The sequence below is a fragment of the Methylicorpusculum oleiharenae genome, from assembly GCF_009828925.2.
Classification (GTDB): Bacteria; Pseudomonadota; Gammaproteobacteria; order Methylococcales; family Methylomonadaceae; genus Methylicorpusculum; species Methylicorpusculum oleiharenae.
In genome coordinates, this window is sequence record NZ_WUTY02000001.1 from 1,674,744 (window position 1) to 1,697,358 (window position 22,615).

The following is a 22,615-nucleotide window of genomic DNA, read 5'->3' on the forward strand; positions in this document are numbered from 1 at the left end:
TAAGTGTTTATGTTGTTGTGCGTCGGCGGCAATGGCTCAGGCCGACTTTTGTTGTGTGGCTTCTTGATACAGCGCATTTTCCAGTTCATGGACGGCAAGCGCAAAATTTTCCGCGCTGCCAAAAATGCCGCGGCGAATTTGGGTTTTGGTGCCGATTTGGTCGAATGGCGGCAGTTCCAGTACTTTGCTGTCTTCGATATCTTGAATGCCGTGATCGGCGAATTTATCCAGCAAGGCATTGAGCACAGCACGGGCTTGATCGCCATACTTGGAAAACACGTCGCGTTTTTTGACTTGATTGGCGCGTTCACGGCGAGTCAAAGGTTTTTGGTTAAATGCCACATGCGCAACCAGGTCGAACGCATCCAGTTCTTCGCCATTGCTGACGGCTTGCTGCAAGACTTCCAGCGGAATACCGAGATCTTTAAGTTCTTCCAGGATAGCCTGCTTGCGCTCGGCTTCCGACCAGCGGCGCAGAAAGTTTGTCAAGGAACCGAATTGTGCTTGCAGGGATTTTTTGATGTCTTCCTTGAGCAAAACACGATAGTCCTCGGTAATCAGTTTGCCGTCGGCGTCCAGATATTGCGAACGCTCAACGGCTACCTGTACTTCGATGTCGCCCAGCACGTATTTGATGCGGCCCTCGCCGCCGGTTCCGCCGCCAACGCCGGGTTCTTCCTCGCCGGGCACGTAGGTTGGGGGCGTCGGTTCGGTAAGGGTGGACGGCGGGTCTGGCGGAACCACAGGCTCGTCAGGTTTGGGTTCGTAAATAACCACGGGATCACCATCGAAGTCCGGGTCGGCAAACAACCGAGTCGCGCCCTTAAAGTCCATGATGGTGAAGTAAAGTTTGTGGTAATCCTCGCGCAGACGGGTGCCACGCCCGATGATCTGCTTGAACTCGGTCATGGAATTGATGGTTTGATCGATGGCGATCAATTTGCAGGTTTTGGCATCGACACCGGTGCTCAATAGCTTGGAGGTGGTGGCGATGACCGGAAAAGGCTCGTCGTTATCGATGAAATAAGACAATTGCGCTTTACCTTCATTGTCGTCACCAGTGATACGTACCACGTAGCGCCGATTGCTGGCAGCGGCGGGAATCAGTTTGACCAGTTCCTGACGCATACGCTCGGCATGATCCTGATCGTCGCAGAAGACGATAGTCTTCGCTTTTGGGTCGGTATTTTTCAGGTATTCCCATATCCTGCCGGCAACCAGCTTGGTGCGTTTTTCCAGAACCAGATTGCGGTCAAAATCCTTGGTGTTGTATTGGCGCTGTTCAACGACCTGTCCATTTTTGTCGATTTTGCCTTTTTCCGGCGTGTAGCCCAGGGCATCGGCATCGGTAACGATACGGATGACTTTGTAAGGAGCAAGAAAACCGTCTTCTATGCCTTGCTTGAGCGAATAGGTGTAGATCGGCTCGCCGAAGTAGTGAGTGTTACTGACGTCCTTGGTTTCTTTTGGTGTGGCGGTTAAGCCCAGGTGAGTAGCGGCTGTGAAATAGTCCAGGACTTCACGCCAAGCCGAGTCATCAGCGGCGCTACCACGATGGCATTCGTCTACGACTATCAGATCGAAAAAATCGGCCGGAAACTGCCGGTAAATTTGTTTCCATTCTTCCTTACCAGTAACGGCCTGGTAGAGGGCGAGATAAATTTCGTAGTTTTTCTTGACCTCCCGATTACCGATTTTGTGCATGTTTTCGCCGAAGGGCGCGAAGTCTTGCTGCATGGTCTGATCGACCAGGATGTTACGATCGGCGAGAAATAAAATGCGCTTTTTGGCTTTGGCCTTCCACAAACGCCAGATGATTTGAAACGCGGTGTAGGTTTTTCCGGTGCCAGTGGCCATCACCAACAACGCCCGTTGCTGGCCTTTTGCAATAGCTTCTATCACTCGATTGATGGCAACGCGTTGGTAATAACGTGGCTCACGACCGCTGCCGTCGCTATGAAAAGGTTGTTCGAGCAGTTTGACGGCCGCAGGGTTAGCAAGCCCTTTCCACTGTTGATATACAGACCATAACTCATGTTGGTTGGGAAACTGATCCAGGGCAAATTCTCGCTCCACGGGCTGAGTGAGTCCCGTGCGATCGTGGAGCAAAAACCCGTTGCCGTTACTGCTGATGGCAAACGGGGCATCCAGTAATTCAGCATAAGCCAGAGCCTGCTGCATGCCATGCCCTACTGAAAATTTAGCTTGTTTGGCTTCTACAACCGCTATGGGAAGATTGGGTTTTGCATACAGCACGTAGTCTGCTCGTTTTGGTCCGCCCTTGACCTCGGGATTTTTGATCCGTGCCGCCAGTTTGCCACGCACCATGACCCTGCCATCAGTGAGTTGCACTTCTTCACGAAATTGATGCTGCTGCCAGCCTGCTTGCTGGATCGCTGGTGTGATAAATTTGGTGCAGATATCACGCTCGCTGAGGGTTAGTTTGTCCACGCCTCTTTCCTTAGATTTAAGCGAACCCACGATAATCGGTAATTTTGCCTATTGTCCATAATCATAAAAATTATCAATCTATCGTTCATGAAGACTAGGCATCACCCCGGCAAATGCAGTTCAAGGTGGATGGGCTGTCGCTTAACTACCCAACCAGTCGCCACCATGACTTTCCCAATAATTTCAAAAACACACTCCCATTATGCTTGGCCTTAAGGAACGACGGCAACCATTAATGCAAACAAAGTTATCTAACAAGCCTGGGCAACCCTACAAAAACCGGGAAACTTCAGCGGGATTAAACATGACGTTTTCAAATAAATCAAATCACACCGCCATCAATTACCGGTATAACCCGATAGCCGATGCCGGCTCCCTTGAATTCGGCTTTGAGCCGGGCGATGAGCGCCGTTAGCCCCGCCTGATCCAGGTACATCTGAAAACGGATCTTGCGTTGCCGGCCGGTGACCTGTTCGGCTGGAGATAGTCCTTCATTCCGGTGATCATGTGCGCTGACCGGAAAGCTGATAAAACCCAGCTCGGATTCAATCTCCAAAAGGCAATCGACAATCGCTTCCTCAATACTGGGGGGTACGCTTAGCGTCACCATAAATTCATTTTTGCTCATGATCAGGCTTCCTTGGGTTGACCAAATAGTTTGAATAAAATAGGTAATAGAAACAAGGTCAGAAAGGTCGATGAAACCAGGCCGCCTATCACGACGATTGCCAATGGCCGTTGAATTTCAGACCCCGGACCTGTTGCAAATAGCAAAGGAATTAGACCGAAAGCAGCTATGCTGGCAGTCATCATGACCGGGCGCAGTCTGCGTATCGAGCCGGTAATGACGACATCTTCTATAGCCATGCCGGTCGCGCGCAACTGGTTGAAGTAGCTGACCATGACCACGCCATTCAGGACGGCAATACCCAGTAAGGCAATAAAACCTACCGAGGCGGGTACTGAGAGATATTCGCCCGATAACCATAAGCCAAATACGCCGCCGATCATGGCCAGCGGAATATTGGATAAAACCAGCGTGGCCTGTCTTACTGAGCCGAAGGTCGAGAAGAGTAACAGGAAAATCAAACCCAGGGCCACGGGGATAACAATGGTCAACCTGGCAGCAGCGCGTTGCTGATTTTCAAATTGGCCGCCGAACTCTACAAAATAGCCGGCCGGCAGTTTCACCTTTTCGGCAATCGTGCGGCGCGCCTCATCAACAAAACCGACCAGATCCCGGTTGTCCACGTTGCTGCGAATCACGACAAAGCGTTGCCCTCGTTCCCGTTCAACAGACACCACGCCTTCGATGCGCTTTAAATGCGCAACAGCTGTGATGGGTACTTTTTCGCCACTGGGCAGCGTGATCTGCAGACTTTCAAAATCAGCTGATGAGCTGGTGCCGCGTAAAATCAAGGGCGTCCGTTTGATGCCTTCTTGCACGATGCCGAGATTTAATCCTTCTATCTGAGAACGGAGCAGCGTTTGCAGGCTATCGCCGTTTAGACCCAGACGACCCAAGGCTAAACTGTCCATTTCAACCGATAAAAACTGCATGCCTTCGTTTTGTTTGGCAAAGACATCGGTGGATCCGGAGATATTTTTAAGTAGAGTAACTATTTCCTGGGCTTTTTCATTCAGAAGAGCCAGATCACTGCCGAATAATTTGACGGCCAGATCGCCGCGGGTACCGGTCAGCATTTCGGAAACGCGCATTTCAATGGGTTGTGTAAAGCCATAAGCAATGCCCGGCGTTCCGGCCATGACTTTACGTATTTCGTCAATCAAGGCTTCCTTGCTGTCCATGCGCCATTCTTCCTTGGGTTTTAAGACGAGGAAGGTATCGGTTTCGTTGAGGCCCATCGGGTCCAGACCTAACTCATCCGAGCCGACGCGGGAGATTATTTTGACGACTTCTGGAACATTTTTAAGAATATTCTGTTGCACTTTACCGTCCAGCTTAACCGACTGGTCTAGCGTGATGGACGGCAGTTTTTCCAATTGAATGATGATATCGCCTTCATCCAGCGTCGGCATAAAGGTACTGCCTATCTGGCTGAAGATGAAAACGGTGATGACCAATAAAATGCCAACGCCGCTAAAGAGTTTTTTAGCATTGATCATGCACCATCCCAGCATGGGCCGGTAAAGCCGGATCAATTGTCTGGGCAGCCAAGGTTCTTCGTGTGATATTTTTTTTAGCAGGTAAGAAGCCAGCACCGGAATGATGCTTAATGACAATAATAACGAGCCGCTTAGCGCGAAGACGATGGTCAATGCTACCGGTCTGAATAATTTGCCTTCCAGACCTTGTAGGGTCAGCAACGGTAAAAAGACGATGATGATAATTAAAATACCCGAAATGACAGGTGCGGCAACTTCCCGGGTGGCTCTGTAGATGACGTGTAATTTAGGCAGGCGTGAGGCTTTTTCTTGATGGGCCAAATGAGTAATGATATTTTCGACCACCACTACCGCTGCATCCACCAGCATGCCGATTGCAATAGCCAAGCCGCCCAGACTCATCAAATTGGCGGACATATCCATGCCTCGCATCAGGATAAATGTCACCAGTGCCGCCAAAGGCAGGGCCAGCGCAACAGTAAGTGCCGCGCGTAAATTTCCCAGAAATAACAGCAGCAGAATAACGACCAGTACGATGGCTTCTACCAGTGCCTTGATGACGGTATGAACGGCTTTACCGACCAAATCGCCGCGATTGTAGAATACGTCGATATGAACCCCCTCCGGAAATGCGGAACTGATATCGTCCAGTTTCTGCTCAATCAGATTGATGGTTTGCTGGGCGTTGGCGCCGCGCAGGCTCAAGACCAGGCCGGTAACCGATTCGCCTTTGCCGTTTTTACTGACAGCGCCATAGCGGGTCATTGAGCCGGTCCGTATTTCTGCGATGTCGCCGACTCTGATCGGGGTTCCCTGGTCGTCGCTGACCACAATGTTACGAATATCTTCCTGGGTTTTGATGCGGCCTTCGGCGCGGACTATCAGAGCCTCTTCACCTTCCGAGAGACGACCGGCGCCATCATTACGGTTATTGTGTTCCAGGGCGTTGATTAATTGATCGATACCGATATGCCTGGCTGACATGCGGGTGTTATCGGGTACTACTTCAAAGCTTCTGACCAGACCGCCCAATGAATTGACATCGGCAACGCCGGGCACGGTTCTCAACGCCGGCCGGATAACCCAGTCCAGTAAACTGCGCCGTTCCATCAAACTGAGATCGCCGCCTTCGACGGAAAACATGAACATCTCGCCCAAAGGAGTGGTCATTGGCGCAATACCACCCTCAATGCCCGAGGGCAATTCACCCCAAACAGTATTCAAGCGTTCGGCAACTTGCTGACGCGCCCAGAAAATATCGGTGCCTTCTTCAAAATCCAGCGTGATGTCGGTCATCGCATACTTGGCGATGGAGCGCAGCATGGTTTGATGCGGTATGCCCAGTAATTCGACTTCAATCGGCGCGGTGATCCGGCTTTCGATTTCTTCCGGCGTCATGCCGGGTGATTTGACAATGATCTTGACTTGCGTCGGAGACACCTCAGGAAAGGCATCGATGGGAATATTGCTGACGGCATAATAGCCGCCTCCCGCTAGCGCTACCATCAACAACAGCATCATGATGCGCTGTGAGAGGGCAAAACGAATCAGGTTGATCATCAGTCTGCATCCCCCAAGCCCAGCCAATTGGCTTTAAGAGCGGCTGCACCGCTTAGCGCGACAACAGATTGAGCCGGTAAATTACTGCTGATAAAAGATTCGCTCTCCTGCCTGCCTATGATCTGAGCGGGGGAAACCAAAAAGCCTTGCTCATTTTTGATGAATATAAACGCCTGATCCTGGTGTTGTGCAATCGCTTCATTAGGCAGCTTGAAAGCCGCTTGTTCAAGCACTTTGATCACATTCACCTGTAAACTTTGGCCGGGACGGACTTCGTTCTGGGGTGACTGAATGACTGCGCGGGCCGTTATGGTCTGGTTCTGATCATTGACGCTCTGACCCAACAGGCTTATCTTGGCCGTCACCTCCGAGTCAGTGATAGTGACTTTGTCACCCAAATGAATCGTGTTAATTTTCTCCTGCGGAATACTCAGTTCTAACCACAGTTCGGTGAGGTCGGCTAAATGGAATAAGGCGGTCTGATTATCAACCCGGCTGCCGGTGACGCTTTTACTTTCGAGTACGACGCCTGAAATAGGGGATACCACATTCAGTACGCTGTTCAGTTGCCGGGTTGTTTCCAGTTGTTTGATAGCGGCCTCGGTCATGCCGGTTAAGCGCAGCAGTTGCCGGGCTTCATTGGTTTCGGCGCTTAACGAGTCATAGCGGCTGCGTGATTCTTGCAAACGGCTGTTCGCGATGATGCCGCTGTCAGCCATCTTTTTGTCACGCTGAAAAACGGATTCGGCCAGACGCAGTTCATTGCCCGCTTTAAGATATTGCCGTTGCAGGTTCAATAATTCCGGGCTGTTAATTTGCGCCAGTAATTGACCTTGGCTGACTTTGTCGCCTATCGCGACTGCAATTTTGGTTATCAGTCCACCTTGAGCCGCGCTGACCCAATTTTCTTTGTTAGGCGGAATAATGGCTTTGGCCGCAGCTTGCAGCAGAGGAATTTCCTGAACCTTTGTTAACTCACCTGTTTTGATGCCCAGCGCCAGAATTTGAGCTTCGGAAATTTCAATCTGTCGGGTTTCTTTGCCGGTTTCCGGTAATGGAGCCGGTGCGCTGACGGCCGCTGCGTTTGTTTCAGGTACTGTTTCCGGTCCAGGCGCTATTTCATCGGCAACGCTGTTCATCGCGATCAGGCTTAAGGTCAGAGTAAAGGTTTTAACTAATTTCATGGCAATACTCCTACCGCCTGGTTATAAAGGGCAATGTCGCGCTGGAGCATGACCGCGCGTTCGTTGGCATAGAGGATGGATTGTTGGGTGCGCGCCTGGATTTTAAGCAAATCCATCAGATTGATTTCACCGGCCGAAAAGCTGAGTTCTGTCATTTCTAAATGTTCTTCGGCCAGTTTTTTGAGCTGGTTGGCATTATCCTGTTCGGCCCGGTTAACTTCCAAAGCATGTTCTGCCTCATGATGCGCCAGCTCCAGGTCTCGATAGAGCTGGTCGCGTTGGGTAATCAGTTGATTCAATTCCACGTTCACTGCGGCAATCTGGGGTGCCATATGAGCGCTGCCGCCAAAGGGGACGGAGACGCCGATATTGAAACTTTCTGTGTCATTACTGCGAGGGTCGTTGTTGCCCCGGTCGCTGTTAATGCCCACCGCCAATTGTGTTTGGCCCGAGCCGACCCGCCGGATGGCTTCCAGTTCGGCTTGTTTGCGGTCAATTTGACTGTTTACAGCCACCAGGTTCGGATGGTTTTGTTTGATTTCAGTCAGTTCCGATAAGGATTCCTGATAGCGAGCGGGAATTTTAGAGCTTTGGGTAATACTGATATAGCGTTTTCGGGCGTGCATGATTTCCGCTTCCGCGAGGGTCAGCGAGGATTGTTTTTGCAGCAATTCGCTTTGGGCCAGCAACAGATCGGATCGGGCTAAATCGCCCAATTCATAACGTTGCCGGACTTTATCCAGTAAGGCCTGGGTGACCTCTTTGTCCGTTTTAGCCTGATTGAATTTGATGTTGGCCAATTCTATGTCCCAGAGGGCGGCTCTGATCAGGCCGGCAATTCTGAGTTTGACCGCCGATTTTTGGGATTGCGCGCTGTTTCCCGCTTGTTTTGCCAGTGCCTGTTCTGCGTCGCGTTGACCCGGATTCCATAAAGGTACCTGGACTGCCGCATCCAGAATATGCAGCGTGCCGCTGGTTGCTTCCTGGAATGCCAGACCTGCGCTTGCAGCCCCGGCTGTCCAGCTTTGGCTACGCTCGGCAATGGCGGCAGATTCTTCTTCCAAAGCATTGAGCCATGACGCGTCGGGGTAATTCTCCATCGTGGCATCAATAACCTGGCTTAATGTCAAACCGGTATCCACTTCGATTGGATCGTGATGTCCGGGGCTGGTTAGCGATTCCGCGTGTCCCAACAGGGCAGTGGTCTGCAGGCTAATCAGCAATCCGGCTCTCAACAGGTTGAGGGCAAACATAGTTAACTCCAAAAGCGGTTAGGTCACGAAATGCACAAAAGACACTCTTCGAATGACGCACTGAAATGAGGTGTGTCGTTTAATACAATCGTGTTTTTACTCCATCTGGAAACCGGGCGTATTTTCGACCCGTTAGGAGTACTGTTTTTCGTTGATTAAATCATTATTCGTAACTAGTAGTTCGTTTCATCATAATGCTTACGATAAGAGAATCGCCATTAGTTTGCATTAGCTCATGTTTTGCAGGTAATATCAGACTTGATCAACTTTCTAAACAATGTAAATTTTTTATTGAAACGTACTACTAGTTCGTGGAGCAACAAAACTAAGGTGATGCACCGAATAATTACGACTATTTTAAGATTAATAAGACAGTCATTAGATCAAGTCAGCATGAAACAAAACTGAAAATCAGGGCGCAAGCAACGTTAACTTTACGCTGTGCCGGTTTTCAGTCTGTTTAAAGAAAGGCAGGGGGCGCGCGCGGGGAATGTGGGGTCAAAAACGCTCTATGAGCCGGTTTGGCATGAGCGGTTAAATGAGCGGTATAGCAAAAAGCGCCGGCATAAGTTAAAAAGACGAATGCGGCGGTAATTAAGGCCTGCACGTCATGCTGGCCTGGCGATGAGCCGTGAAGGCCGAAGTCTATGACGATAGGCAGTTCATCTCCGGCATGATCGGGTAAAGCGTCCGATGAAGGCGCTTCGGAAAAGAAGCTGTACTGTTCCAAACCGGGTAGATGGAGTCCGGTTGCGGGTTCAGAGGATGAGGTGTGTGCATGTAACAAAGGCGATACCAGTTGCAGTATCGCCAGCGTAATCAACAGCCAGCGCCGGACTATCAGGTTGAGTCCTGATCGGCGTTGAGTGCTGAACACATCAAATAGCATAATTGGCCATCATTTTACCCGCATGCCGGGCACGGCACCCTGGTCGGGTGACAACAGCCAGATATCCTTGCCACCGGGTCCTGCGGCTAATACCATGCCTTCGGACATGCCGAAACGCATTTTGCGAGGTTCTAAGTTTGCGACGACCAGTGTCAATCTGCCGATTAAATCTTCGGGTGAGTAGGCTGATTTGATGCCGGCAAAGATGTTGCGGGTTTCATCGCCGATATCGACTGTCAGTTGCAGCAGTTTGTCCGCGCCTTCGATAGGCTCGGCGTTGATGATTTTGGCAATGCGTAAATCCAGCTTGGCAAAATCGTCAAACGTTATCGGTTCGCTGACAGGGTCAAATTTTCTGGGTTTCGGTGTTTCAGTTTTTTGCAGATTTTCCTTGGAAGCGTCAACGACAGCCGCAATTTTCTCAGGATCTACGCGTGTCATCAGCGGTTGGAACGGGTTGATGGTATGTCCGGTTAGCGGTTGGGTTTGATCCGGCCACGCCATTGGGTCAATATTCAGAAAAACTTCAGCATGTTGCGCCATCACCGGTAGAACCGGTTTCAAATAAGCGGCCAGCAAGTGGAAAAGATTGATGCCCATTGAGCTGACTTCGTGCAGTTCAGCTTTTCGCTCCGGTTCCTTGGCGATAAGCCAGGGTTTTTTCTCATCGATGTACTGGTTGGCTTTGTCGGCCAAGGCCATGATCTCTCGCATGGCTTTGCCGTATTCGCGGGATTCGTAATGTTCTGCGATGGATGTGTTGGCTTCGATAAAAAGCTTGAACAATTCAGGTTCGGCGCAGTGATTCGATAAAAGCCCGCCAAATTGTTTATGAATGAAGCCGCTACAACGGCTGGCAATATTGACGACTTTGCCGACCAGGTCGGAATTGACCCGTTGCGTGAAATCATCGAAGCTGAGGTCGATGTCATCGACACCGGCACTGAGTTTGGCTGCGAAATAATAACGCAGGTATTCAGGGTTTAAATGATCCAGGTAAGTGCGAGCTTTAATGAATGTGCCGCGCGATTTGGACATTTTTTCGCCGTTGACGGTCAAAAAGCCATGCACAAAAATCGCACTGGGGGTTCTGAAGCGCGCACCTTTAAGCATGGCGGGCCAGAACAGGGCGTGAAAATAAACAATATCCTTGCCTATGAAATGATAAAGCTCGGTAGGGCTGTTTTCGCCCCAGAACGCGTCAAAGTCCAATCCTTCGCGTTCACAAAGATTTTTAAAGCTGGCCATATAGCCGATAGGCGCATCCAGCCAGACATAAAAATATTTACCCGGCGCATCGGGAATTTCAAAGCCGAAATAAGGCGCATCCCTGGAAATATCCCATTCATGCAGGTCGCCTTCCAGCCATTCGTTGAGTTTGTTGGTCACCTCATGCTGCAAATGCCCGGCCTGGGTCCATTCCGTCAGCATATCTTTAAAATCACCCAGTTTAAAAAAGTAATGCAGCGATTCTTTTTCAATGGGTTTTTCACCGGAGACTGCTGAAACAGCGTTTTTGAGTTCGGTGGGTGAATAAGTCGCACCGCACGCTTCGCAACTGTCACCGTATTGATCTTTGGCGCCGCATTTCGGACACTCGCCTTTAATAAAACGATCCGGCAGAAACATGTTTTTAACCGGATCATAAGCCTGAACGATAGTGCGCGAACTGATATGTCCGGCATCACGCAGACGCTCGTAAATCAGTGTCGATAAGACCTGATTTTCTTTTGAATGCGTACTGTGGAAATTATCGAACGCTACGCCGAATGCCGTAAAATCGGCCAGATGCTCTTCCCAGACACGGCCAATCAAGGCTTCGGGCGTGATGCCTTCACTGTCCGCTCGCAGCATGATCGGTGTGCCGTGGGTATCATCGGCGCAGACGTAGTAACAGGTGTTGTTTCTTTGTTTTTGAAAACGCACCCATATATCGGTTTGAATATACTCCACCAGATGACCTAAATGGATAGAGCCATTGGCATAGGGCAGGGCGCTGGTAACTAGAATTTTTCTGTCAGGCATGATGTATGATATCGAGCGTACTAAAGCATAAATTAATGCGACATTATGTCACAAAACCCTGTCTTTCAGAGTAGGTCAATATCAAAAAGTGCGTTTTCAGTAAAAACAGGTAAAATGGCTTAATCTTGAGCATTTTACTTGGTTATTTATTTTATCAAATCACAACGGAGTAGACATGACAGCAATCAACCGGGCAGACGTGGAAAATCTGCTGCGAACGTTTATTGATCCCAACACGGATACGGATTTGGTGACCCAAAAATCCGTTAAACAGATCTCTATTGATGGTGCTGATGTTCACCTGTCGCTGGAGTTGGGTTATCCAGCCAAGCGTTACACAGAGCAATTTAAAGAGGCGGTACTGACGCATTTAAAAAGTTTACCGGGCATAGGTTCGATTAAGATTGATGTGTCGGTCAATATCATTTCGCATGCTGTTCAGCAGGGCTTGAAACCCATACCCCAGGTAAAAAATATTATCGCGGTTGCTTCCGGCAAGGGGGGCGTCGGTAAATCGACAACCGCGGTGAATCTGGCCTTGGCCTTGGCAGCGGAAGGGGCAAATGTCGGTATTCTCGATGCTGATATCTACGGACCCAGTATTCCGACGATGCTCGGAATATCGGGCTTTCCGGCGAGTGAGGACGGTAAAACCATGCAGCCCAAATTGTCCTTTGGTTTGCAAACCAATTCCATCGGTTTTCTTGTTGATCAGAATCAGCCGATGATTTGGCGCGGGCCTATGGTAACCAGTGCCTTGCAGCAACTATTGAAGGAAACGCAGTGGTCTGAACTGGATTACCTGGTTATCGATTTACCTCCAGGCACCGGGGATATTCAATTGACGATGTCGCAGCAAATTCCGGTCAGCGGTGCTGTCATTGTGACGACGCCTCAAGATATTGCGTTACTGGACGCCCAGCGCGGCTTGGGAATGTTTGAGAAAGTCAATGTGCCTGTGCTGGGAATTGTCGAAAATATGAGTATTCATATTTGCAGTCAGTGCGGGCATGAAGAGCCGATTTTCGGTTCAGGCGGCGGTGTTGCGATGGCGGAAAAAAACAAAGTGCCACTGCTGGGGTCGCTTCCTTTAGACATTTCCATTCGCCAGTTTGCCGATTCAGGCAGGCCGATTGTTGTGTCTGATCCTGATGGAAGGCCAGCAACCATTTACCGGGAGATTGCACGAAAAGCAGCCGGACGGCTTGCGATAAGAGCCAAAGACTTCAGTTCCAGGTTCCCGAATATCGTGATACAAAATACATAGGGACTTGATCGTTCGCAGTAACAGTAGTAAATCTAGCGGGTTAAAGTCCCGGATTTCTTTGGGTCGGGGGGTCAAGTCTTGAAATCATGCAATTTCGTGATTTCAAGACTTGACCCCTTTTTACGGCTCGTCAATAAGGCTTTGCAGGGTAAAATTAAATCAGAACAAGTCATGGGTTAGTTTTTATAAAAATAGACTCAGATTGACTACAACTGATTAATAGGTGGCCCCCTGAAATGCCTCTAGTCTAACTGCCATGCCCGTTGTCCGTGCCCGGCTTGGCTGATATAATCCAGATGCCTGCTTCCTAAGCCTGTTCGCCTGCTTTTTAAATTAATATAAAAAATATAAAACCTCAATAATGATAGATCAGCCCTTGATACACTTACTCTTACTGCTTGGGTCCTCGGTGGCTGTAGTCGTTCTTTTTCAGAAACTCCATATTCCTTCCAGCATAGGTTATCTTTTAGTTGGTGTTCTATTCGGAGCGCATACGCCCGGCCCTGTTATTGAAGTTCAACAAATTCGGGAAGTCGCCGAATTCGGCATCGTGTTTCTGCTATTCACGATTGGCTTGAGTTTTTCATTGCCGCAGATCCATGCATTACGAGGTCAAGTATTAGGTTTGGGAACCGGACAGGTGCTGCTAACGACGGCCGTGATCGGCGGGGCAAGTTGGTGGCTGGGCTTGCCTCCGGCTACAGCTTTTATTATCGGCGCGGTGTTCGCTCAATCCTCGACGACAATTATCAGCAAGCAGCTTGCCGAGCAAGGCGATGAACATAGCCGCCATGGACGCTTGGGCGTGGCGATGTCGGTGTTTCAGGATGTGACGGCGGTGCCGTTCGTGGTCGTTATTCCAGTGTTGAGCAGCATCGATGACGATGCCAGCGTGTTATTCGAGGCGTTGGGCTGGGCAATGGCCAAAGCCGTTCTGGCGTTTTTGCTGGTGTTCGTGCTCGGACGCTGGTTGTTACGACCGCTGTTTCATGCGGTTGTCGCACGACGCTCTGCCGAGCTGTTTACGTTGACCGTGCTCTTCGTGTCGCTACTGGCCGCCTGGACTACCAACCGTCTGGGGCTATCAATGGCGTTCGGTGCGTTTCTGGTCGGCATGATGCTAGGTGAAACCGAATTCCGGCATCAGGTCGAATCTACGATCAGACCGTTTCGCGATGTGCTAATTGGTTTGTTTTTCGTTAGCATCGGGATGTTGTTCGACCCTTCCGCGATACCGCAGAATTGGCAATGGGCTGTGGTCGGTGTTGCCACTATGTTGCTATCGAAAACGCTATTGGTCGCCTTGATCGTACGTTTGTCAGGACTCGATGGTCTTACGGCATGGCGGACCGGACTTCTATTAGCGGTGGGTGGTGAATTCGGTTTCGCCTTGTTGGCGATTGCGCTCGACGTGCATGCCTTAACAAATCATCACGCGCAGATTGTTTTTACCGCAGTGTTGTTTTCGATGATCGTTGCTCCTTTTCTTATTCGCTATAATAATGCTCTTGCCCGATTGTTCGTGTGGAAATCGGATCTTCAGGTTGACCCCGAAACTTATCCGGTCGATTCGGAAACAACTAAGCATCTTCGCGATCACACGATTATTTGTGGCTATGGACGCATAGGTCAGAGTGTGGGACATTTTTTGGAAGAAGAAAAGATACCCTATGTTGCTCTCGATCTGGATTCTGCACGGGTCAAAGCCGCGCATATTGCCGGTGAACCGGTTTATTACGCTGATTCGTCTGAACGGGATATTCTTGAAGCGGTTGGTCTCGATACCGCGAAGCTGATCGTTATCAGCTATGACGATCCTGTGTTGGCAAAGAAGATTCTTCACCATGTTCGCGCTCTACGCCCCGATTTACCCGTTATGGTTCGTACTCGCGATGAAACACACGTTGAGGAACTGCGGCAGGCTGGTGCTACGGAGGTGGTGCCGGAAGTGCTTGAAGCAGGTTTGATGATAGCTTCTCATGCCTTATTGCTGCTCAATGTGCCGTTCACTCGGGTAGTGCGTCGCATGCAGCAGCAACGAGCAAGCCGTTATCGGCTGCTACGCGAATTTTATCGTGGTGAAGAGGAATTTTCGGATGATTTCAACAGGGTTATTGCCGATGGTCTGAGATCCGTATCTATTTCTTCGGGTAGTAGCGTTGTAGGGAAAAAACTAAAGGAACTGGAATTGGAAGGTGTGATCGTATCGTCGCTGGTCAGACAAGGACTTCGAGAGTCCGAACCTCTGGATCTTGTTATAGCGGAAGACGATGTGGTTGTCCTCTTCGGGACGCCCGGCAATTTAGATCTTGCCGAAAGAAAGTTGCTCGGCAAAAGGCCGTAGGATGAGGTGACGATAGGAGCCGCATCAATCGCAACTTTCGACCGGGAACTCTACAATGGGCGCGTTTTCCAGGTGTTACCCGACCACAGCCGTCATCGGTGCATGATCGATTTTGCTCATGAACGTGGAATACGTGAATGAACCCCGTAATGAATCCAGATCACTCGTCCCTTGCGTTAGGTGGCGGGCAGGCTTGCTGAGCACCATGGTGGCTAACTCGCACAGAGAAACGAAGGGTCAAGACTTGACACTGATCCTCATGATCTTCGCACTTGCCGGCTTGAGTAGGTCTAGGTAAAAATGAGCCTTTATTGCATTCATTAACCATAAATTAGCCGTTGCGATCAGGAAATATATGCACTTCAAATTAATCATGGTCTTCGTCGATGAAGACAAAACCGAACAAGTTCTTGATGCTTCCAGAAACGCCGGTGCGACAGGTGCGACGATCATCAACAAGGCCCGAGGTCAAGGACTGGAAAAGGTTGTCGGTATTTTTGGCCTGGAAATATTAAACCCTAGAGCCGTTGTACTGATTTTGGCCGAGGAAAGACGCGCCGATGGCATCATAGAAGCCGTTGCCGAAGCCGGCAATCTTGATGAAAGTTTAGGCACCGGCATTGCAATACAACTCGATGTCGATAAGGCCCTAGGACTCAGCGAACATATCAAAGAATTACAAAAACTAAAACCGCTAAGCTAATTCTGGCAAACGAAGGTCCAGCCATTAGCCTGTCGTAGTCAATAAGGGCCGTAGGATGTGGTGACGATAGGAGCGCATCAATCGCGAAAGATGCGGTTCGTTCCTCACCACATCCAACAACACGCATCGCGGGGTCTGGTAACGCAAGATCACTCAGATTAGAATTTGCCGGCAGGTTGTATTATGTGGCTGCGCGAGGCAACGCAAGTAGTTCCCCCTGACTTGATGACCAACCGATATCCTGTGGTCGTTGGAAACGGTGGGCGGCAATTTGTCGAAGGGCATGCTCAATTTGAATGGCGCCTACACTCAAATTTTCAATCGACGACATTGGAAGGTATGAAGAATGCCTATGAGACGTGTGATTGCGCAATGCTGCAAATTACCGATGCTTTCGGGTGCATTAATCGATTGTCAGCAATGCACTACTTAAAACTTCACTCAAAAATGCATGATTGCAAGACCTTATCCTCTTTTTTATTATTTTTCCAGGTATCTGCTCACCCCCTCCAATTTTTGTGGGTGTAAGTGGTTGATTGAAAAGGCTTCTGCAACAGGGATGTATTGATGCGTCCTTTGAAGTCAAGCACCTACACCCTTAATCCAAAGCGGGCGACTAGTTACTTTTTCCAATAATCATTTGAGCTACGAAAAACACTTAAAGCATGAAAAGATTAAACGTGATACCCGCCGGATACAGATCATTACATAAAGGATGGCAGGCGGCTTGTTCACGCGCAGTGTTTTTAGGAGAATGTTTCAGGTCGCAGCCAATACCCCGAAAACATCCAGTACCCGCATGCAGTAGGCAAATTCGTTATCATGCATGAGTGCCAATCCGAGTTGACGGCCGTGCGTCAAGGTCAGGTGATTCATTAGGATGATGACCGAATAAGGCGTCCCGAGGAAATCAATACTCGCTTTTTCGTGGCCCCATGCGCCGGAATCGCAGTTGATGATGCCCGGCATGTCCTCCGATTGAGCGTAGTGATTAAACAATTCAATACATTCCTCTCGTGTCGTTGGCCGTGATAAATAGGCGGTCACGTCTAATGCCGATACGATGGCGGTGGGAATGCGATACGAAATGGAATCGAGCTTGCCGGCCAGTGACGGCAGCACCAGTTCTGCGGAATTGGCCACTTGCGTGCGTGTAGGAAGAATGGACGTTGCGCATGCCCGGCCTAAATGTGAAGTGGAATGATACCCGTCCAGGACGCGTTGATCGGATAGCAGCGGATGGATGGTGATCAGTCGGGCATTATCAATTCCGATATGTTTTTCAAGAATGGCTAATACCGGTGTTACCGCATTGCCTGTGCATGTGCTGGCAGAGATAACATGATGGCTATCCGGGTTATAAACCTTGTGGTTCACACCATAGACCAGGCTTAAATCACAGCCCGGCAGATTGATGGTGCAAACAACCTTTTTGGCTGTCTTGTGGGTTACCAGTGACCGTAAATTATCGATTGACGCAGTGCCTGTTGCATCCAGTAGCACATCCAGCCCAAATTCCCGCAGGTGCCCAAAACTGTCTTCTTCAGGTAGGGGTCGGCGCCTGTCAACCTGCCGGTAGGCTATTGGCTTGCCTCCTACAATCAGATGAGTTTCATCGCATTCAACAGTGAACGGTGCTGCGCCGTAGGTGCTGTCGTGAGCCAGCAGGTAGGCGACCTGATCGACTGTCATCACATCACAGATCACTTTGATGTCGAACCTGCCCTCCGGAAATTGAGAGTAGTTGGCTCTTAAAACGCCGCGGCCAATCCGGCCAAGTCCGATAATGCCTGCTCTTAAAGTCATGTGAATATTCTCGTTCAAGGGAATTGGGTCTCTACGCCGCGGAGGCGTGTGGCTGTTTTTATAAAGAGCTTGCTGAGCGTTTCTCAAATTGCCTGTTATACCTTTCGCACTTCAAATTTCGGCAGTGCCTAAGGAGGCAACGGGTTGTTCGGCATAGAGCCTATAGGGATGGTTTTACGGCGTCCTTTGATGGGCACCCCGGTGCCGAATTTCGATCTACGATGGGTATAATACTAGGTCAAATTTCAAGGCTTTGAAGAGCGTTCAAGTCTGTCGGACAAATTAATCAGGTATCGATCTTGCCGCTGAGGGATGATCCATGCCAATTAATCCAGGCTGGCGCGTGATAAACGCGTTAAAAAACTTTCTTTTCATCCGGATTATTTTCCGCTCTGTCCGTATGCTTGTGTATTTGAGGGTAAATTAAGTTATAATTTTCGCCCTTTATTACGGAATCACAGAACCGTCGTGTCTTCAACAAACTACGATTTATCAACGTTTCAGGGTTTAATTCTCGCTTTGCAGGAGTATTGGGCAAAGCAGGGATGTGTACTCTTACAACCTTTGGATCAAGAGGTTGGCGCGGGTACTTTTCATCCGGCTACATTTTTGAGAGCTATTGGCCCGGAACCCTGGAATGCCGCTTATGTCCAGCCTTCTCGCCGTCCTACCGATGGCCGATACGGCGAGAACCCCAACCGCCTGCAGCATTATTACCAATATCAGGTCGTTCTCAAGCCGTCGCCTGACAATATCCAGGAGTTATATCTGGGGTCTTTGCGTTATTTGGGCTTTGATCTGCTGGAACACGATATCCGGTTTGTAGAAGATAACTGGGAGTCTCCGACGCTGGGTGCCTGGGGTTTGGGTTGGGAAGTCTGGCTTAATGGCATGGAAGTGACCCAGTTTACCTATTTTCAACAAGTCGGCGGATTGGAATGTAAACCGGTGACCGGTGAAATCACCTATGGCATGGAACGACTGGCCATGTATCTCCAAGGCGTGGAAAGCGTATTTGATCTGGTATGGACGGATGGTCCTTTCGGTAAAGTGACCTATGGCGATGTGTTTCATCAAAATGAAGTTGAGATGTCGGCTTACAATTTTGAGCATGCCAATGTCGAATTTATGTTCAGCTGTTTTGATACTTTTGAGCAGGAATGTCAGACATTGCTGGAACGCGATTTGCCCTTGCCCGCTTATGAGATGGTTTTAAAAGCCTCGCATACCTTTAATTTGCTCGATGCTCGTCATGCCATTTCGGTAACTGAACGGCAGCGTTATATTCTCAGGGTCAGAAATTTATCCAAAGCGGTTGCCGAATGCTTCTATAACCGCCGCGAGGCTTTGGGATTCCCCATGTTGCAGCAACAGGAACAAGGAGTACCTGCATGAGCCACTGTAAACACCTTTTATTCGAGTTGGGTACGGAAGAACTGCCGCCTAAAACCTTGCTTACTTTGAGTCGGGCATTGCAAAACAATATGGTTCAAGGTCTTGCTGACGCCGGTTTAAGTTATAAGGATGTTAAAGCTTACGCGACGCCAAGACGGCTGGCAGTTTTTGTCAGCGATCTGGTCACGGCTCAGCCGGATAAAACAGTAGAGAAGCGGGGGCCTGCCATACAGGCTGCATTTATGCCTGATGGAACGCCCAGCAAGGCGGCACAGGGCTTTGCAGTCAGTTGCAACACCACGTTTGACCAGTTGGAGCGTTTAGTCACCGATAAAGGTGAATGGCTGGCTTATCATCAAGCTATCAAAGGCCAGGCAACAGAAAATTTGATTCCGGAAATCATCAGCAAAAGTATCGCCGATCTGCCTATTGCCAAAAGAATGCGTTGGGGCAGCTTCGCTACTGAATTTGTCAGGCCGGTGCATTGGGTCGTGTTATTGTTTGGTGAGCAAATAATCGATGCTGAAATATTGGGTTTGAAAGCGGGTGCACACTCTCGAGGTCACCGTTTTCATGCGCCGCAATCCATTCTATTGGAACGGCCTGAAACTTACAGTGATGTTTTATACCAGCAAGGCCATGTGATCGCTGATTTTGAAACGCGAAAAGACATCATCCGTCAGGCTGCCCATGAAGCAGCTTCCAATGTCGGCGGCGTTGTTCATATCGAAGACGATCTATTAGAGGAAATCGCCGCATTGAATGAATGGCCCGTTCCTGTTGTAGGGCATTTCGATCAGCGTTTTTTGGCGCTGCCTGCCGAGGTGCTGATCACTACGATGCAGACCAATCAGAAATATTTTCCGGTCAAACGCGCTGACGGCACTTTGCTGCCTCACTTTATTACCTTCAGTAATATCGAAAGTAAACGTCCGGCATCAATACAGACGGGTAATGAACGGGTTATTACGCCGCGCTTGTCGGATGCCGAATTTTTCTGGAAACAGGATAGAAAAAAGCGTCTGGAAGAGCGGATCGAAAGTCTGAATTCAATTGTTTTCCAGAAAACACTGGGTACATTGGCCGATAAAACGCACCGGGTTAAACAACTGGCCGATTACATTGCGGCGCAATTGGACGCGGACAGCGAATTGGCAAAGCGGGCGGCAATGCTGGCTAAAACCGATCTGATGACGGATATGGTTGGAGAGTTTGCCAACTTGCAAGGTACCATGGGCCGTTATTATGCGTTGGCGGATAATGAACCTGAAGAAGTAGCGCTGGCTTTGGAGGAGCAATATTTTCCCAAGCAATCCGGTGGTTCCACGCCATCCAGTGTTACCGGTCAAATTCTGTCCATCGCTGAAAAAATTGATACATTGACCGGTATTTTCAGTGCCGGCCTGATACCCACCGGAGATAAAGATCCCTATGCGCTCAGGCGCGCAGCATTGGGTGTGTTAAGAATTATCATTGAACGCGAGCTTGCGCTGGATTTGATCGCTGTTGTCGAATTCGCATTAGAACAATTCGTTCATGATTTTAACAAAACAGAGACACAGGACCGCGTTATCGATTTTATTTACGAAAGATTGCGGGGTTATTGCCTGGATAAAGGCTACAAACCCGATGAGTTTGATGCCGTTTATACGATTATGCCGCGTGAGCCTCTGGATTTCATGCAAAGACTTCAGGCCGTCAAGTTATTCAGACAATTGCCCGAGGCGGAAAGCCTGGCCGGCGCCAACAAACGGATTCGCAATATTCTGAAAAAATCCGGCGGCGAAGCGGTCCTAGCGGTTACCGGTTTGGTAGAGATTCAGGAATTGAATTTATTGGCTGCCGCGAAGGAATCAGCCGAGGCCATTCAGCCTCTACTGGAACGCCGCGATTATCAGGCAGTGCTCAGCAGGCTGGCAAGCTTAAGAGACGGAGTTGATGCTTTCTTTGATCATGTGATGGTTATGACCGATGATTTGACATTGCGTAACAACCGTTTAGCTTTGCTGGAATTGGTGTCCGGACAGTTTTTAACCTGTGCCGATATTTCCAAGTTGCAATCGTAAGCACGATTGGATGACTAAATTAACGATAAACAACTGTAATGAGTGCGATGACTGATATCGATCAATTTACGCTATTCAATAAATGCCGGCTCTATATCGGGTCTTCAGTGTTATTTGTCTGTATTTTTGTTACTGCGACAATGGTTGGCTTCCTTATTTTGTTGTCGACACCCTTCAGCTATTGGTTAGGCTATCAGTTTGCCAAATATTGGTGCGCATTGGTCATCTGGATGGCTAAATTCTTTTGCGGACTGACCTATGATATTCAGGGTCTAGAGCATATCAAAGAATGCCCGGTAGCGATTGCCCTGTGCAAGCATCAATCGGCATGGGAAACATTGGCGATGCGTTGGTTATTGCCGGAACAGGCGACATTGTTAAAACGATCGCTGTTGTGGTTTCCTGTATGGGGCTGGGCTTTAGGTATGTTAAAACCAATTGCAATCGATCGGAAAAATGCAGTCGGTGCTCTCAGGACATTGATCGAAAAAGGCACCGTCTATCTAAAAGAAGGTAGTTGGGTCGTTATTTTTCCGGAAGGTACGCGAACAGCTCCGGGTGAAAAAATAAAGTTTAATGCCGGCGGTGCCATGCTCGCTCAAAAGACTGGCGTTCCGATTATTCCGATTGCGCATAATGCGGGCGAGTTTTGGCCCCGCTACAGTTTTTTGAAGTATCCCGGTTGTATCAAGGTTGTCATTGGGCCGCCAATCGAGAGTGTCAATCGCAAGGCTCAGGATATTAATGCCGAAGCCGAAGCGTGGATTCACGATACCATGAAGAAAATCAGTTCGGTACCTATACCTGATTGAATTTTAACGAACGAGAACGAAATAATCTGACTGAAAAATACGCTCGATTTGCCAGGGTTTTTTCAAACCAATTAAATTGGGGGTTAAAGACCGTAAAAGGTGGGTTTTTCGTTGTTGTTTATAAATTTTATCTCAATTTGGCGCAGATTCCCTGCTCAAAATACCTACCCAAAATCAGACTATGAAAAAACTATTATTCCTATGTGGCGCTGCCTTGTTGTTGTCCGGATGTCAGGAAAGAACGGCTTATGAACAAGCCGTCATGGAACAGATTAAAAACGAGCAGGATGTGAAGGACTATAAGCTTGATCCGGAAGTTGTAACGCGTTGCATTGTTGATTTAAGTTCAGCCAATATGGACGGTATTTTCAATTACGATCCAAGACGTCTTGAGGCCTATCGTAGTTATGCAAAAATGCTGACTTTGAAAGATTCTAAAAATCCTCAACAAGTGATGCAAGAGTTGCGGACAGAATTTGGTTCGCCTAAAGGTTTAGCCGAAGCGCATAGGAATTATACGGAAAGCACCATGAACTGCTTTGCTTCTCTGATAATGAGCAGTGAGGAAGAAGTCAGCGATTCTGAGCAGCTTGAACAAAAGCCGAGTGATGATCAAGCAAGCGCTCCCGCTACTGAAGTTGCTCCAGCGCCTTCAACACCGGTTACTGAAAAATAATCCGCTGCCAGGTTCATTGGCCGTCATTCAACCGATTGACAAGGCTCACTACAATGT

The 22,615-nt window shown here is 49.1% G+C and carries 15 protein-coding genes; 7 read left to right on the forward strand and 8 right to left on the reverse strand.

All coding sequences use genetic code 11. The annotated features are described in order from the left end of the window. Nucleotides 1-36 precede the first annotated feature (36 nt). From hsdR to metG, 7 genes are all read right to left on the reverse strand, one after another. Nucleotides 37-2,451: an EcoAI/FtnUII family type I restriction enzme subunit R gene (hsdR, locus tag GO003_RS26385; protein ID WP_159653622.1), complete on the reverse strand. Its 2,415-nt coding sequence runs from the start codon at nt 2,449-2,451 to the stop codon at nt 37-39. Between the two features lie 322 nt (nt 2,452-2,773). Beyond that, nucleotides 2,774-3,079 (reverse strand): DUF3240 family protein, encoded by a 306-nt coding sequence (locus GO003_RS07800; RefSeq protein WP_159653620.1) that lies wholly within the window; start codon nt 3,077-3,079, stop codon nt 2,774-2,776. Between the two features lie 2 nt (nt 3,080-3,081). Beyond that, nucleotides 3,082-6,138 carry an efflux RND transporter permease subunit gene (locus GO003_RS07805; RefSeq protein ID WP_159653618.1) on the reverse strand — a complete coding sequence of 1,019 codons (3,057 nt, stop codon included), beginning with the start codon at nt 6,136-6,138 and terminating at the stop codon, nt 3,082-3,084. After that, complete coding sequence (locus tag GO003_RS07810; RefSeq protein WP_159653616.1) at nt 6,138-7,322, reverse strand: efflux RND transporter periplasmic adaptor subunit; 1,185 nt, start codon at nt 7,320-7,322, stop codon at nt 6,138-6,140. Before GO003_RS07810 ends, GO003_RS07805 begins: the two co-directional genes overlap by 1 nt. Next, nucleotides 7,319-8,575 (reverse strand): TolC family protein, encoded by a 1,257-nt coding sequence (locus tag GO003_RS07815; protein ID WP_159653614.1) that lies wholly within the window; start codon nt 8,573-8,575, stop codon nt 7,319-7,321. Before GO003_RS07815 ends, GO003_RS07810 begins: the two co-directional genes overlap by 4 nt. A 460-nt stretch (nt 8,576-9,035) precedes the next feature. After that, nucleotides 9,036-9,464 (reverse strand): hypothetical protein, encoded by a 429-nt coding sequence (locus GO003_RS07820; protein WP_159653612.1) that lies wholly within the window; start codon nt 9,462-9,464, stop codon nt 9,036-9,038. A 9-nt stretch (nt 9,465-9,473) separates the two neighbouring features. After that, nucleotides 9,474-11,489, reverse strand: a complete 2,016-nt coding sequence (metG, locus tag GO003_RS07825; RefSeq protein ID WP_159653610.1) for a methionine--tRNA ligase — start codon at nt 11,487-11,489, stop codon at nt 9,474-9,476. 175 nt (nt 11,490-11,664) lie between these two features. Here metG and apbC point away from each other — a divergent pair, with 175 nt between their 5' ends. The 3 genes from apbC (at nt 11,665) to GO003_RS07840 (ending at nt 15,803) form a co-directional block, all read left to right on the forward strand. Beyond that, entirely contained in the window at nt 11,665-12,756 is a 1,092-nt protein-coding gene (gene apbC / locus GO003_RS07830; protein ID WP_159653608.1) for an iron-sulfur cluster carrier protein ApbC, read from the forward strand. 376 nt (nt 12,757-13,132) lie between these two features. Next, nucleotides 13,133-15,100: a monovalent cation:proton antiporter family protein gene (locus GO003_RS07835; protein WP_231088866.1), complete on the forward strand. Its 1,968-nt coding sequence runs from the start codon at nt 13,133-13,135 to the stop codon at nt 15,098-15,100. Nucleotides 15,101-15,455: 355 nt separating this feature from the next. Beyond that, on the forward strand, nt 15,456-15,803 hold the full coding sequence (locus GO003_RS07840) for a P-II family nitrogen regulator (protein WP_159653604.1): 348 nt from the start codon (nt 15,456-15,458) through the stop codon (nt 15,801-15,803). 759 nt (nt 15,804-16,562) lie between these two features. Here GO003_RS07840 and GO003_RS07845 read toward each other — a convergent pair. After that, nucleotides 16,563-17,609 carry a glyceraldehyde 3-phosphate dehydrogenase NAD-binding domain-containing protein gene (locus GO003_RS07845; RefSeq protein WP_159653602.1) on the reverse strand — a complete coding sequence of 349 codons (1,047 nt, stop codon included), beginning with the start codon at nt 17,607-17,609 and terminating at the stop codon, nt 16,563-16,565. Between the two features lie 468 nt (nt 17,610-18,077). Here GO003_RS07845 and glyQ point away from each other — a divergent pair, with 468 nt between their 5' ends. The 4 genes from glyQ (at nt 18,078) to GO003_RS07865 (ending at nt 22,558) form a co-directional block, all read left to right on the forward strand. Next, a complete protein-coding gene (gene glyQ, locus GO003_RS07850) occupies nt 18,078-19,004 on the forward strand; it encodes a glycine--tRNA ligase subunit alpha (protein WP_159653600.1) in 927 nt (308 codons plus the stop codon). After that, complete coding sequence (gene glyS / locus GO003_RS07855; RefSeq protein WP_159653598.1) at nt 19,001-21,070, forward strand: glycine--tRNA ligase subunit beta; 2,070 nt, start codon at nt 19,001-19,003, stop codon at nt 21,068-21,070. Before glyQ ends, glyS begins: the two co-directional genes overlap by 4 nt. Nucleotides 21,071-21,117: 47 nt before the next feature. Next, on the forward strand, nt 21,118-21,882 hold the full coding sequence (locus GO003_RS07860) for a lysophospholipid acyltransferase family protein (RefSeq protein ID WP_159653596.1): 765 nt from the start codon (nt 21,118-21,120) through the stop codon (nt 21,880-21,882). A 181-nt stretch (nt 21,883-22,063) separates the two neighbouring features. Beyond that, nucleotides 22,064-22,558, forward strand: coding sequence for a membrane lipoprotein lipid attachment site-containing protein (locus tag GO003_RS07865; protein ID WP_206444597.1), 495 nt, complete (start codon nt 22,064-22,066; stop codon nt 22,556-22,558). Nucleotides 22,559-22,615: the final 57 nt, after the last annotated feature.